The sequence below is a fragment of the Lysinibacillus sp. A1 genome, assembly GCF_000801965.1.
In the GTDB taxonomy this organism is placed as follows: Bacteria; Bacillota; Bacilli; order Bacillales_A; family Planococcaceae; genus Lysinibacillus; species Lysinibacillus fusiformis.
This window is the reverse complement of sequence record NZ_JSZM01000017.1, coordinates 1-15,142: the sequence shown is the minus strand read 5'-3', so window position 1 is coordinate 15,142 and position 15,142 is coordinate 1. Positions and strand designations below refer to the sequence as shown.

The following is a 15,142-nucleotide window of genomic DNA, read 5'->3' as shown; positions in this document are numbered from 1 at the left end:
TTCATAGAATTTGATTGGAATGAAGCGCCCGTTTTCATTGTAATCGAAAAGGCTACCTCCACAACGAAGGTAGCCTTTTCGTATTATTGAATTACACCTAATTCACGACCAACTTTCTCGTAAATACCTAACGCATCATCAAGCATTTCTTTTGTATGAGCTGCTGTTGGCATATTACGCACGCGACCTGTACCTTTAGGAACGGTTGGGAATACGATTGATTTTGCATAAACGCCTTCTTCAAATAAGCGTTTTGAAAATTCTTGTGTCAGCTTTTCATCTCCAATAATACATGGAGTAATTGGTGTTTCTGATTCACCAATATTAAAGCCAAGCTTCTCTAGTCCCGCTTTTAAATAGTTACCATTATCCCACAGCTTATCGTGAAGCTCTGTAGAATCAATTAGCATTTGTACAGCAGCTGTAATGGCGGCCACATCACCTGGTGGTAGAGCTGTTGAGAACAAGAATGGACGTGAGCGAACTTTTAACCAATCAATTAAGTTCTTCTTCCCAGCTACATAGCCACCCACGACACCAATTGCTTTGGATAGTGTACCAATTTGGAAGTCAATCTCTTTTTCTAGTCCGAAGTGCTTCACAGTTCCTTTACCTTTACCTGTTACACCCGAACCATGTGCATCATCAACATAAGTAATTAAATCAAACTCTTTGGCAATTTCTACAATTTCTGGCAATTTGGCGATATCGCCATCCATTGAGAATACACCATCCGTAATAACCATCACTTTATTGTATAATCCAGATTCTTTTGCCGCTTTTGCCTTAGCACGTAAATCATCCATATCTGAGTGATTAAACGGAATGATTTTCGCCTTTGATAAACGACAACCGTCAATAATAGAGGCATGGTTTAATTGATCCGAAAGAATTGCATCGTTTTTATCCATAACAGCAGAAATAGCTGCCATATTACAATTAAAGCCAGATTGATAAGAAATAGCTGCTTCTGTTCCTTTAAATTCAGCAAGCTTTTCCTCTAATTTAACGTGTAAGTCAAGCGTCCCGTTAATAGTACGAACAGCACCTGCTCCAACACCGTATTTTTCAATCGTTTCTTTGGCAATACGCTTTAATTCTTCATTAGTTGCTAGGCCTAGATAATTGTTAGAAGATAAGTTAACAAGATTTTTGCCACGTACCTGAATAATCGGGCCATTTGCACCCTCTACTGGATCAATTTCATTGTATAAGCCTTGTTCATGTAAGGCTTGTAGGTTTTCGTCTAAAAATGCATTCAATACTTTTGACAAGCGTATCATCCTTTCCTAGGAAAACAGTTCTAGCTCCTAGTTTAGCACAAGCAAGCCTTTAGCTAAATTATTTTGTTAATCTTTCGAATAATGACGCTGTTTTTTCTCGCCATAAAGAGGCGGATAGGCAATGATCCAATAAACGTCGCACTGTATATTCTGCTTCTGCATAACGCTTTGAATAGCCCATCGCATCTTGCATGGCTTCTTTATAGCGCGCTCGTACTTCCGCTATTGCTAATTCCGCCTCTTCCGTAAGCGCACAATGTTGCCCAATATCAAATATCTTATCGCCTAATCGACCATCCTGTGGATCAAAAATATGAGGTTCCGTACTATCAAAAATACAGAAATTTAGTTCTGGGATAATGACCATATCGACAGATCCTGCATCTAAGCCACACCATACAATTTGGGCATCCAATCCTCTTGCATTCGCCTCATCTGCTAAGCCTTTCATCAAGGAGGATTTGCCCGTACCCGGTTTGCCTTTAATCATTAATCTTGTCGATATATTTTTTGTGATGCTTTCAACTGTATTTTCTGCCCCTCTAGGCGTTAACGTTCCAAGTAAACGATGTGTTCGTTCACCTGTTTTATTTAAAACTATAGATTGGAAGACTTCCAATTTTAAATTTTCCACCTGTTCATTTAATGCCTGCCAATTCATGCAGCTTTGCGTCACAACCTCCCAATCATCGTGGAGTTTGATAGCATGATTTAGCTTGGCAATACATTTATCACGCCAAGCTGTACGTTCCTGTACTGCATTTGCCAGTTGCTCTCCAATTTTCTCAAGCTGGGCATCCTCCAAGCAATCATAAAAAGACATAACACGATGTTTCGTCCCAAGCAATGTTGGCTCAATATCCCATTCTGATGCCCAGACATACAGTCTATTACAACCCTTTACATAAACAGCCTCGACTACTTCCTCTAATAATGCGTGCTTAAACCATTCGACAGCAAAGCCTTGTTTAACATAAAAATAACCCAGCTCCTTCAACAGCTCTGATCCTTTAGATGTAGAGGCACCTTGTAAAAAATAAACTAACTCCGCTTCCTCCATCATTTCTTTATATAAATGTTTCACACCTTGCCCAGTCAATGCGTGTCCAAAATAATACGTCACATTTCCGTTCAAATGTCGTTCCTCCTTTTGTTTCTGCCTTGCATTATATGAAGGAACACTAAAAAAGATGAAAAGCTACCCCTATCCTTAACAGATAAAAGTAGCTTTATAGTTTAATAAAAAGGCTTCATGTCTTCTATATGGCCAATACATTTCATTAATACTTTGCGGCAATAAGGTAATGAATATTGCACAATATATCCTGAAGTTAATGCAATTAATACTGTTCCCACTCCAACTGGCCCACCTAGTAGCCACCCTACAATGGTCACTAGAACTTCAATACCCATTCTGGCAGTTTTAATAGATCCGCCAAATTTTTCGACGAGTATCATCATTAATGTATCACGAGGGCCTGCTCCCATATTTGGAGCAATATACATACCACAGCCAAAGCTTAAAACAAATAAACCAATAATAAAATATGTAATTTGTAGACCATATACATCTGTTGAAGGCAATAACCAGTTAAATACATCGATGAATGAACCGATTAGTAGCATGTTCAGCCATGTACCAATTTTGGGCCATGTTTGTAAAACAATCGATGTTGATGCGACAATAAAAAGACCTGTTAATATAGACCATGTACCAATCGTTAATCCGAAGTTTTGAAATAATCCTACATGCAAGACATCCCAAGGACTTGTTCCAACTATTTTCCCTTTAATGGACATCGTAATACCCAGTGACATCACAATCAAGCCACCAATAAAAAATGTCCAGCGCCACCCCATTATTTTGCGCATTCCCTATCCCTCTCTTTATGTTTGATAATGCTCTTACTGTATCATATTTTCTGCAAATAACGTGAAAACGTGCTTATGAATGGAGGGATAAATGACCGTATTCTGTGAAAATAAAAAACTACCCGATTTTACTAATGGGTAGTTGTAATTGGCGCAAGCTGGGCCTTTGTAATATTCTTCAAATCATTAAGTTGAACATGAATTTGCATGCCTATTTTCCCTGCACTTACAATAATACAGCCTTGTTCTTGAGCAGTTTCATCGATGACCGTAGGATATAATTTTTTCATGCCTACCGGCGAGCATCCACCACGGACATATCCTGTATAACTAAGTAAATCTTTTACAGGTAGCATATCAATCTTCTTTTCTCCAACTACCTTTGCGGCAGCCTTTAAATCCAGCTCCCCAGCCACTGGAATAACAAATACAAAGAGCTTTTGGGCACTTGCCTTTGCTACTAATGTTTTAAAAACACGAGCAACCGGCTGACCAATTTTTTCGGCAACAGACACACCATCCACTTGACCGTCGCCAATTTCATACTCAATCACATCGAATTGGATTTTTTGCTGCTCTAATAATCTTATCGCATTTGTTTTGGCATGCTTTGCCTTCGCCATAACCGTAATCTCCTATCTACAACATTAGGCTATCAAAGAGAACATAGAATCATTACCTGGATGATAGCCATTTTTCGTCATTTGAACATGTGCTGCATACTTTTCAGTTGCCTGTTTGAAGGCTCTCAATTTGAAAGCAGCATCATGGCTCTTACCGAAAATTGTATCTGCAAATGGGTCCAATTTCAATTCCTTCGAGAAACGTTCAGGAACCTTTACTGTAGTCACCTCATTGTCAAAAGGTTGGTTCTGCTCATCTATTGCCTCAACGGTAGAGTTGGCTTCATGTAAAATATGCTGAATTTGAGCATCCACGTTTTCTGCTAAACGTATATCTTGAGCAGAAGGCTTTGACGGTGATAATGCTGCATTTCGCACCTGCTCTAAAACCTGTAATGTGTCATTCATATCTGGATTATTTACAACAGGTGATCCGTCATGATGACCACTTGCCCATTTATAAGCTTGCTCATGTGCATGAACATTCTTTGAAGTTTGCTGTAAATCTTCCATAATGGCCTGCTGTTGGGGTGTTACTACTTCCGCATCTTCCTGTTGTTGCTCATATAAATCTTGATCTGTGCGTCCTAATAGTAGATTTTCAAGCTCAAGCAATAAAGGATTTTTCTTTGGTTGAAAATACATTGCATTTTTTCGATATGCATCTCCCGCTTCTTTACGCTGCAAGAACTTTTTTCGATTAAATGGTGATGATAATCTCTCTTGCTCCATTGAATTATATATTTTCATAGTTTTCACCTCATCCTTCTATGTTCATATGCTATTTTGTTACTAGATATGAACATTTTTTATCACTATATCTATTCCTTCGAAACAGCTTCTGTACTCTTATTATCGGAATTTTCATTATTAAATTCAAGCATAAATGACTACTAACCACCTAAAGGGGTAGAGATTAATATCATTTTTAGATATAAATACCTAATCCCAAAGAATATATGCCTCAGTCCTTTAGTACTTTCATTTCGATTTCAATAAAAATTACTACCATTCGCACGAAATAAATAGTGTTAATAAATAAAAAAAACAGCCTCTATATAAACCGGCTGCTTTCTTATTTTTTCGGTGTAATCAATAGGCACTTATAAGCTAAATAACCGAGCCATGCACCAATAGTATTTAAAATTAAATCATCAATATCCGCAGATCCTACTGTAAAAATAAATTGGATCGTTTCCACACTAAGGCTGGCAAAAAAGCCTAAGCAAAGTATAACGCCTGCTTTGCGGAATTTCTTCGATAGTAATGGCAGTAAAAAGCCCATAGGGGTGAAAATTAATAAATTACCAAGTAAGTTAATAATTATCGTATCCCAATTAAAATATTGAGAGTAGTTTATATAACGGAAAATCGTTTCAAAGGGGATAAAATTAGTAGTTAATCGCCAACTACTGTAATCAAACAGCCCTAAGTCACCGACGGAATAATCACCTTCCCATAACACAACGACTACATTAACTAAACGATCGATGACCAATTTATAAAAAGCCAAGCAAGAATAGATGCTAAATAACATCCAACCCACTATTTTTATTGGTAAATAATATGTATCAATAACATCTCGGTATGGTAATGGGAGCTTGGCATTACCTTGAACATCCGTTATGTTGTTTTTTGACATGCTAAACACCCGCTTCCCTTTATTCCTTCCCATATTTTAATATGCTCCTTAAGACCATGCAAGTAGCTGTTAACTATTTATCGACTAAAAAGACTGCCTCCTGACAGAGAGACAGCCTTCCCATAAGTATTTATACTGGATTTACCCCATGCTTACGTTGTGAGAAAAGTAAGTATTTTGACATGTAAAGCTCTAAACGATTTTCAAGCACCTTCCGTAAATCATTTGGCTCAATGACATCATCTATAATTAATTCTGATGCTAATCGATACACATCAATCTCTTCTTGGTACTCTTTTCGTTTTTCAGCTATAAAGCTTGCTTGCTCCTCTTTCGGAAGCTCGGCAATTTTATTTGCATAAACTGCATTGACTGCAGCTTCTGGACCCATTACTGCAATTTGAGCATTTGATAATGCGATACAGCAGTCTGGCTCAAAGGCAGGACCAGCCATAGCATATAAGCCAGCACCATATGCTTTACGAACAATAACCGTTAGCTTTGGAACAGTTGCTTCACTCATAGCAAAGATCATTTTTGCGCCATGACGGATAATACCAGCTTTCTCGACCTGTGTGCCGATCATAAAGCCTGGGACGTCCGCCAAGAATAGAAGCGGTATATTGAAAGCATCACAAAGAGAGATGAACTTGGCCGCTTTATCTGCAGAATCGTGGAATAATACGCCTCCCTTAACGCGCGGTTGATTCGCGATAATCCCTACTGATTGCCCCTTAATACGTGCAAGACCAGTAATTAATTCCGGTGCAAATAATTTCTTCACTTCACAAAACGAATCTTCATCAATAATACGTTCAATTAACTTATACATATCAAAAGGAACGTTTTGGTTTTGTGGTATCAATTCCTCAATCGATTTATCGAATGTAGCTGGTGGTTTAGGTGCCTCTACTTTGCTACGTTCTGCATAGTTATTAGGGAAATAGCCTAAATATTTACGAGCATAGGCAATGGCCTCTTGTTCTGTTTTGGCTAGCACATCTCCACAGCCGGAAACTGAACAGTGCATTTTTGCGCCACCCATTGTTTCTAAATCTACTTTCTCTCCAATAACCATTTCAGCCATACGAGGAGATCCTAAATACATAGATGCGTTCCCTTCAACCATGACAACGATATCACAAAATGCAGGGATGTAGGCACCGCCTGCCGCAGACGGTCCGAATAGTAGACAAATTTGTGGTACTTTACCTGATAACTTGACTTGGTTGTAGAAAATGCGACCTGCACCTCTTCTACCTGGGAACATTTCTAGCTGATCTGTAATACGTGCACCTGCTGAATCAACTAAATATAGTAATGGACAGTTAAGTTTTTCTGCAGTTTCTTGAATACGAATCATCTTTTCAACCGTACGTTTTCCCCATGACCCTGCTTTAATCGTTGAGTCATTCGCTAAAACACAAACGGTACGACCATGAATTTTACCAATCCCTGTGACAACACCATCAGCAGGTAAATCGCCTGCCAAACAGTTTGCATAAAGGCCATCCTCTGATTGAAGACCATCATCTAATAATAATTCAAGACGTTCACGTACAAATAGCTTCCCTTGCTGTGCATTTTTGTCATGATATTTTGGTAAACCACCAGAAAGAATTTTATCTTTCATTGTAGGTGGCGTGTTTTCTGTTGAAATATTGCTCATGTTTTATTCCTCCCTTTGCCAATGCGCCAAAAAATCAATGAGAATGCGCTTAGATTTCCGTCAGTGTGATTAATCTGATTGGATTCTCTTCTTTATTTTCCTGAATAATGTGGTGCTCGCTTCTCTTGGAAGGCTAGTAGTCCCTCTAATCGGTCCTCTGTAGGGATCAGTGCACTATATGCAAGTGATTCAATTTTTAAACCGGTAGCTAAATCTACCTCAACACCCTGATTCATAGCCACTTTAGCCTGTACTAACGATAATGGTGCATTTTTTGCCATTTCTAGAGCAAGCTGCTGTGCCCTTTCCATTACCTCATGTGTCTCATGAACATATTCAACGATGCCATAATTTTTAGCTTCCTCAGCATTTAAGCGACGCGCTGTATAAATTAATTCCTTTGCCTTCCCAAGACCAATTAGTCGCGGAAGTCGTTGCGTTCCTCCTGCCCCTGGAATAATGCCGAGAGAGGTTTCAGTGAGACCTAACTTAACATGTGCTGCTGCGACACGTAAATCGCAAGCTAAAGCTAATTCTAGACCGCCACCAAAGGCTACTCCATTTAGCACAGCAATGACAGGCTGAGCGAGTGTCTCCACTTTTGCCACTGTGGCACCAATCAACTGCACGATTTGCTTCACTTGTCGATCGGACATACCTTTACGTTCTTTTAAATCAGCACCAGCACAGAATGCTTTTTCTCCAGCACCTGTTAGTAAGACTACTCGCACTGTCGGATCTCCGTTGATTTGATCCAGCGTATCAGATAACTCTCGTAGTAACTGTACAGACATCGCGTTCGCAGCCTCTGGTCTTAAAAGGGTAATAAGTCCAATACTTCCCTCTAGTAATTCAAAGCGAACAAGTTGAGTCATAATGGATTCGCACTCCTTTCATTACGGACAATCGCCATTTGTTTTGAAGCTACAGCTTTGCCTAATTTCTGTTCAATAAAGAGTGCAGCCTCTACTATTTTTTGTCGATCTACACCAGTTTGAATGCCCATTTCATCAAATAAATATAATAAATCTTCGGTAGCTACATTACCTGAAGCCCCTTTAGCATATGGACAGCCCCCTAAACCACCAAGCGCACTATCAAATTTGGTTACACCCATCTCTAAAGATTTCATAATGTTAGCCAGCGCCGTGCCACGTGTATCATGAAAATGCATAGCAAAATTATTTGCGGAATATCTTTTTAATAGTTCCTCTAAAAGAAGCTCAACTTGAGTTGGTACACCCACGCCAATCGTGTCACCAAGTGAGATCTCTGTTACACCCATTTCCAATAATTTATCTGTAACACGCAGTACTTTATCAGGATGTATATATCCTTCATAGGGACAACCAAGAACTGTGGAGATATAGCCTCGAACCTTTTTCTTTGACGCCTTAGCTCCTAATACTACTTCCTCTAAAATAGGAAATGTTTCGTCTATGGTTTTGTTAATATTACTTTGGTTATGACTTTCACTAGCAGACATAAATATACTTACTTCATCTACTCCAGCCTGTAACGCCCTTTCTAGGCCACGCATATTAGGTACAAGTGCTGCATAAGTAATATCCTTGTTCCTTTTAATGGCTTGAAGAACCTCGACCGCATCCGCCAACTGTGGAATCCATTTCGGATGTACAAATGAAGTCACCTCGATGTAATTTAATCCAGTTTGGCTTAACAAATTCACTAATTGTATTTTATCTGCTGTTGTAATATGTGTTTTTTCATTTTGTAAACCATCACGGGGACCGACTTCTTTCATTACGACATGCTTAGGTAGCTGCATTAAGAGGCCTCCTCTTATTCAATTTCTAAAATATCATCATCAACGTTAATGAAATCTCCTTCATTGGCGATAATTTTTGTTACCACACCATCTTCTTCTGCTGCAATCGGAATTTCCATTTTCATTGATTCTAAAATAGCTACATCTTGACCTGCCGTTACTTTCTCACCTTCTGCTACGACGATTTTCCATACTGTACCTGCCATGCTTGCTTTTACTGTTGCCATAATCAGTCACTCCTACTTTTAAATTAATTATGCATTCGCCCTCTCTATGAAGCGCGAATGCTCTTCAATACTTACTTTGACTCTGCTAATTGTGGTAAATAAAATTGTTCGACAAATTTTGTAGTCGTATAGCCTTTTAAAAACTGTTCATGTGTAACAGTTTTTAGCAGCATCGGAATATTCGTTTGAATACCCTCCACTTTATATGCTTTCAGTGCTTGGATTAATCTTTCACAGGCAATGTCCCTTGTTTCTCCCCACACTACTAATTTACTGATCATTGGATCATAAAATGGTGTAACTGCTGAACCTGCCTCTACACCACACTCATGTCGAACTCCTTCGCCTGTTGGTAATTCTAGAGCTGTTATCGTACCAGGAGACGGGAAAAATGTAGAAGGGTTTTCAGCGTATATACGCACTTCAATCGCATGACCCTGTTTCGTAATACTTTCTTTTGTAAATGAAAGGGGTTGCTGTGCAGCGATTTTTAATTGCTCCTCTACTAAATCAAGTTTCGTAATTTCCTCTGTCACAGGATGCTCTACTTGTAATCTTGTATTCATTTCTAAGAAATAAAAGTTTTGATCCTCATCTACCAAATACTCGATCGTTCCAGCGTTGATATAGCCAATATGCTTCGCCGCTTTCACTGACGCTTCTAGCATCTTATCTCTTGTCTCCTGTGAAATGAATGGTGATGGTGCTTCTTCTACTACTTTTTGATTTCTTCGTTGGATCGAACATTCACGTTCAAATAACGGAACCACATTGCCTTGATGATCGGCAATAATTTGTACTTCAACATGGTGAGGGCTAGCAATAAATCTCTCCATGTACATCGTGCCATCACCGAAAAATGACTGTGCACGTTTTTGATTTCCCTCAAATGCTTTTGCTAGTTCCTCTGCATTTTCAACAAGTTGCATACCGATACCGCCACCGCCTGCCGATGCCTTTAACATAATTGGATAGCCTAAACGTTCAGCGATTTCAGTAGCTTCTTCTGCATCCTTTACAGGTGTCTCTACACCCTCTACAATGGGAACACCTGCAGCTTTCATTGTTTTACGTGCCTCTAATTTACTTCCCATTGATGCAATAACATCAGCACTTGGTCCAATAAAAATTAAACCTTCCTCTTCACAGCGCTTTGCAAACTCTGCATGTTCTGATAGTAGCCCATAGCCAGGATGAACAGCCTCGACGCCATTTTCTAGTGCAATTTCTAGAATACGTTCTATATTTAAATAGCTTTGTGCTACAGGTGGTTTCCCTACACAATACGCCTCATCTGCATCCTTCACATGTAAGCTTTCAGCATCTGCCTCAGAATAAATAGCAACCGTATGAATATTTAGGCGCCTGCATGTTCTGATAATACGTCTAGCAATCTCCCCACGATTTGCAATTAATACTTTATTGAACATATTTACTGCCCCTCCTTATCTGACGGTCATGACAAAATCTTCTCGTAATTTATATTTTTGAACCTTCCCTGAAGCAGTCATTGGATAATGATCGATAAAGAAAATATGTTTTGGGATTTTATGTCTAGAGATTTTATCCCGACAATATTCTCGAATCTCCTCTTCTGTTGCCTGCTCACCTTCTCTTAATATAATCCAAGCTGCCGCTTCCTCCCCATACACAGGATCAGGAACCCCAGCAACCTGAACATCTGATATCTTCGGATGTGTATAAAGAAACTCTTCCATTTCACGAGGATATAAATTTTCACCACCGCGAATAATCATATCTTTTAAACGACCCGTTACACGCACATAGCCCGCTTCATCCATCGTTGCCAAATCACCCGTATGCAGCCAGCCATCTTGATCAATGGCAAGATCGGTTTCTTCTTGGTTTTTATAGTAGCCTTTCATTACATGGTAGCCTCTTGTACATAGCTCGCCTTGTTCATTTGTAGGTGCTTCCTCGTTTGTCCCAGGAACTACAATTTTCGCCTCTAAGTTTGGTAAGGCACGGCCAACCGTCTCCACCTTTAATGCTAACGGGTCATCAGTTCTCGTTTGCGTAATAACTGGGGATGATTCTGTTTGACCATAGCAAATCGTAATATCTGTCATACCCATTTTCTCAATGACTGCTTTCATTACCTCTATCGGACAATTAGAGCCCGCCATGACTCCTGTCCGTAGAGTTGAAAGATTGAAAGACTCAAAATTCGGTAAATTAAGCTCACTAATGAACATCGTTGGTACGCCATGTAATGCTGTGCACTTTTCTTGCTGAACCGTCCTTAGCACCTCTTCAGGTGAAAATTCTTGTACTGGCACCATCGTTCCACCACTAGTTGTAATTGCTAATGTTCCGATAACACAGCCAAAACAATGGAAAAATGGAACAGGTATGCAGAGGCGATCCTCTGCTGTTAACCGCATACACTCTGCAATGTTGACCGCATTGTTCACTAAGTTAAAATGTGTAAGCATCACACCTTTAGGAAAACCTGTTGTACCAGACGTATATTGAATATTAATCACATCATCATAATGAAGAGATTGCTCTCTTTGTTCTAATTGTTCCTCGGTCACCTGATCAGCCGCTGCTACTACATCGGACCAATTTAATACACCGGGATACTTAGTCTCGCCGATTAAAATAACATTTTTTAATAAAGGTAGTCGCTTTGATTGCAAATTACCTGGTGCACAATGTTCAAGCTCCGGACATAACTCTTGAAGTGTATGGATAAAAGAATGGTCTCGATAATTTTCAATTAAAAATATCGTTTTGGCATCAGACTGCTTTAATAGATACTCCAATTCACTAGCTCGATAATTAGTGTTTACCGTAACGATTGGAGCTCCCATTTTCCCTGTACCAAATTGAAGCTGTACCCACTCAGGAACATTGGTCGTCCATACAGCAATATGGTCTCCTTTTTCAATTCCTAAAGCCATTAAGCCCCTTGCTACCAATCGCGCTTGACAATTTAGTTGCTCATAAGTCATTCGTAAATTTCTATCAGCATAGACCAAAGCCTCGTTCTGCGGGTACTTTTTAGATTGTTCATCTAGCAATTGACCAATTGTTTGATACACAAGTTCTGCCATGAAGATCCCCCTTGTTTATGCTATTAAACTTCTTTCAGCAATGAGATGAATGCGGATTTAAGCTACTTTTCAGCAGGTGTCTCGGTATCAGAAAGAAGTGCTCTATGCAGCACAAAGCTGCTCCCGGACACAATGTGTTGAAAATCATTAACAGCCAATTAAACGAGAAATAACAAGACGCTGAATTTCAGATGTTCCTTCACCAATTTCCATTAATTTAATATCACGTAAATGACGTTCTACATCGTATTCTTTCATATATCCAGAACCTCCATGAATTTGAATGGCTTGATTACATGTACGGAAGCCCATTTCAGAAGCAAATAATTTAGCCATTGCCGCTTCTTTACCAAATGGTTTCTTTTGATCTTTTAGCCATGCCGCTTTATGTACAAGCGTACGAGCAAGCTCTATTTCCATCGCCATATCTGCTAATTTAAATTGGATCGCCTGTAGCTTCGAAATAGGTGCACCAAATTGCTCGCGTTCTTTTGCGAACTTCAGTGCCTTCTCATAAGCGGCCTGTGCAATACCGACAGAAAGAGCTGCAATTGAAATACGACCGCCATCTAAAGTGTTTAAAAACTGGCTAAAGCCTCGCTTTTCATCGCCTAATAGATTGGATCGAGGAACGCGAACATTTTGTAAAACAATCTCACATGTATTAGAACCTCGGACACCCATTTTGTCATAGTTACAATTAATCGTTACACCTGGAGTATTCGTTGGCACAATAATAGAAGAAATAATCTTTTTGCCATCCTCGCGTTTACCCGTTACCGCAGTTACAATAATTTGTCGAGCGTATCCTGCATTGGTAATCCAGCATTTTTCTCCATTAATAACGTAATCATCTCCATCAATGACTGCCGTAGTGCGTGTACCGCCTGCATCTGAACCTGCATTAGGCTCTGTTAAACCGAATGATCCTAATGTCTCACCCTTTGCCAATGGAACAAGAAATTCCTGCTTTTGCTCCTCCGTACCAAAGTTGTAAATTGGCGAAGCTCCTAAGCTAACAGCAGCTGCATAACTTAAGCCTGTGCCCCCACATGCACGGCCAATTTCCTCTACAGCTAAAGCGTAGGACACCGTATCACCACCTGAGCCACCATATTCCTCAGGAAATGGGATACCCAACAAGCCTAGTTCTGCCATCTTTTTAAAGCTCTCTATTCTCATCGTCGATGTCTCATCAACCTCACGAGCATACGGTTTAATCTCTTTTTCAGCAAAATCACGTACCATGTCTCGAATCATCACTTGCTCTTTTGTTAATTCAAAATTCATTTCTAATCCCCCTAATGTCAAATTTGCCATAGTAGATTTAGCTCAAAGATAATTTACTTCAAGTAAATACCGACTAGTCGGTTTGTAAAAGCAAATAATAAAACCAGTGTTTTCTACTGGCTACCCCTTTATCATAAATTGCTTTGCTTCATCCATTGCTTGTTCTGTCACAATCGCACGCAATACCATGTCGGTAAAAACATCTGTAATTTGCTCCATTGTTAATGGCCCAGATTGCTTAAACCATTTATATGTCCAGTTAATCATCCCCACAATCGCCATCGTAACAATGGTACAAGGCAATTCTGTACGAAAAACCTTCGTTTCTTGGCCTTCTGCTATCACTTTTTGTAAGATGTCCCGATAATGATCTCGTTTTTTATGAATGATTTCACTATACTCCTCTGAGAGTGAACGACTTTCTTCATAAAAAATTGTAATATGTGCTTGATACATATCAAATACTTGTGTCAGCGTTTGTAGCATCGCACATAACCGTGGAATGGGCGTGTCGTATTTGTCATATGCATCCTGTGATTGTTGAATAACATACGAAATAAAGACATCATGAATTTCATACAGCAATTCATCTTTTGATTTAAAATTATGATAAAATCCACCCTTTGATGCCCCTATATATTCAACGATACGATCAACAGTTACATTGTGATAACCATCCTGCTGAAACAGCTCAACTGAAGCGTCTACAATTCTTTGCTTTAATGTTTTCTTTACCATAGGCCCTATCATCCTTCATCTAGCTCTATACTCCATCACTCCTTATAATCAGGAAAAACTTCTTTTATAAAAGCATTCTATTTTTTCCTAATTATAAAAATACTATGACAATATAAATATAGCATTCTCAAAATTTGGTGTCTAGCAACAAATAGATTTTTCCTTTTAATACGAGCATAAAAATAACATTAAACAGAATTTAAAGAATCACAAACACATACATACCTTATGTTATGCCACTCGTCTTCATGACATTTTTTAAATTTTGCTCTTCTCTTTACATCATTAAACCATTTTTCACTGCTGTTCAAGAAACCATTTATAATCTCAAATTAAATGGCAATACCCTTAACTTACTGTTTATTCTTAAATTATACGAAAGAAGAGATTTAAATTTGCAAAGATACACTGTAATTAACGAACACATTTTAATTACCCTAACCCTATCGTTTTAAAAAAAGGACAAGAAGTATTGTAAGGAAAAGAATACACTCAATTGGATTTTTTATAAATTCATTGTTACAAATCCAGAAGGATGGATTCAGAAGCAAATTTTAACTACCCGAAATAACCTTTACTAGTCTCCGCCTCCTTAATTGTGCTAAAAAGAATCTGAATGATAGGACCTTTACATAGAAAGAGTTTCCATGTTTGGGTGTTTCCTTACTAATAGTTCAAATAAAAAAACAGCCAGCACACAGCTGACTGTTTTTGTTGCCTAGCGACGTCCTACTCTCACAGGGGGAAGCCCCCAACTACCATCGGCGCTAAAGAGCTTAACTTCCGTGTTCGGTATGGGAACGGGTGTGACCTCTTTGCCATCATCACTAGACTATTTTCGGCTTTCAATACACGGCATAAAACTGTGTCTTGAAGCTCTTTTTATTGAAAGGATTGTTCTTTCAAAACTGGATAAACGGTTCATTGAA

14 protein-coding genes and 1 rRNA gene are annotated in these 15,142 nt (G+C 39.0%); all 15 read right to left on the bottom strand.

The genetic code is table 11. From position 1 onward, the window contains the following. Window positions 1-83: 83 nt before the first annotated feature. Window positions 84-1,283 carry a glycine C-acetyltransferase gene (locus PI85_RS14675; protein ID WP_191967796.1) on the bottom strand — a complete coding sequence of 400 codons (1,200 nt, stop codon included), beginning with the start codon at window positions 1,281-1,283 and terminating at the stop codon, window positions 84-86. 58 nt (window positions 1,284-1,341) lie between these two features. Then, on the bottom strand, window positions 1,342-2,418 hold the full coding sequence (locus PI85_RS14670; protein ID WP_036122830.1) for a nucleotide kinase: 1,077 nt from the start codon (window positions 2,416-2,418) through the stop codon (window positions 1,342-1,344). A 101-nt stretch (window positions 2,419-2,519) separates the two neighbouring features. Next, window positions 2,520-3,155, bottom strand: a complete 636-nt coding sequence (locus PI85_RS14665; RefSeq protein WP_036122828.1) for a YitT family protein — start codon at window positions 3,153-3,155, stop codon at window positions 2,520-2,522. Between the two features lie 131 nt (window positions 3,156-3,286). Further along, entirely contained in the window at window positions 3,287-3,778 is a 492-nt protein-coding gene (gene ybaK, locus PI85_RS14660) for a Cys-tRNA(Pro) deacylase (RefSeq protein WP_036122824.1), read from the bottom strand. A 24-nt stretch (window positions 3,779-3,802) separates the two neighbouring features. Continuing rightward, window positions 3,803-4,528: a hypothetical protein gene (locus PI85_RS14655; RefSeq protein ID WP_036122821.1), complete on the bottom strand. Its 726-nt coding sequence runs from the start codon at window positions 4,526-4,528 to the stop codon at window positions 3,803-3,805. Window positions 4,529-4,853: 325 nt separating this feature from the next. Further along, window positions 4,854-5,420, bottom strand: coding sequence for a VanZ family protein (locus PI85_RS14650; RefSeq protein WP_036127571.1), 567 nt, complete (start codon window positions 5,418-5,420; stop codon window positions 4,854-4,856). A gap of 130 nt (window positions 5,421-5,550) precedes the next feature. Then, window positions 5,551-7,089 carry an acyl-CoA carboxylase subunit beta gene (locus PI85_RS14645; protein WP_036122817.1) on the bottom strand — a complete coding sequence of 513 codons (1,539 nt, stop codon included), beginning with the start codon at window positions 7,087-7,089 and terminating at the stop codon, window positions 5,551-5,553. Window positions 7,090-7,181: 92 nt separating this feature from the next. Further along, window positions 7,182-7,964, bottom strand: coding sequence for an enoyl-CoA hydratase (locus PI85_RS14640; RefSeq protein WP_036122814.1), 783 nt, complete (start codon window positions 7,962-7,964; stop codon window positions 7,182-7,184). Then, window positions 7,961-8,878 carry a hydroxymethylglutaryl-CoA lyase gene (locus tag PI85_RS14635; RefSeq protein WP_036122812.1) on the bottom strand — a complete coding sequence of 306 codons (918 nt, stop codon included), beginning with the start codon at window positions 8,876-8,878 and terminating at the stop codon, window positions 7,961-7,963. Before PI85_RS14635 ends, PI85_RS14640 begins: the two co-directional genes overlap by 4 nt. Window positions 8,879-8,892: 14 nt before the next feature. Then, complete coding sequence (locus tag PI85_RS14630; protein ID WP_031418413.1) at window positions 8,893-9,105, bottom strand: acetyl-CoA carboxylase biotin carboxyl carrier protein subunit; 213 nt, start codon at window positions 9,103-9,105, stop codon at window positions 8,893-8,895. A gap of 71 nt (window positions 9,106-9,176) precedes the next feature. Beyond that, on the bottom strand, window positions 9,177-10,535 hold the full coding sequence (locus tag PI85_RS14625; protein WP_036122810.1) for an acetyl/propionyl/methylcrotonyl-CoA carboxylase subunit alpha: 1,359 nt from the start codon (window positions 10,533-10,535) through the stop codon (window positions 9,177-9,179). Window positions 10,536-10,550: 15 nt separating this feature from the next. Beyond that, window positions 10,551-12,185, bottom strand: coding sequence for an AMP-binding protein (locus PI85_RS14620; RefSeq protein ID WP_036122808.1), 1,635 nt, complete (start codon window positions 12,183-12,185; stop codon window positions 10,551-10,553). A gap of 147 nt (window positions 12,186-12,332) precedes the next feature. Continuing rightward, window positions 12,333-13,475 carry an acyl-CoA dehydrogenase gene (locus PI85_RS14615; protein WP_036122805.1) on the bottom strand — a complete coding sequence of 381 codons (1,143 nt, stop codon included), beginning with the start codon at window positions 13,473-13,475 and terminating at the stop codon, window positions 12,333-12,335. Between the two features lie 120 nt (window positions 13,476-13,595). After that, window positions 13,596-14,213, bottom strand: coding sequence for a TetR/AcrR family transcriptional regulator (locus PI85_RS14610; RefSeq protein WP_036122802.1), 618 nt, complete (start codon window positions 14,211-14,213; stop codon window positions 13,596-13,598). A gap of 716 nt (window positions 14,214-14,929) precedes the next feature. Then, window positions 14,930-15,045: ribosomal RNA gene (rrf, locus tag PI85_RS14605) — 5S ribosomal RNA — on the bottom strand. Window positions 15,046-15,142 lie beyond the last annotated feature (97 nt).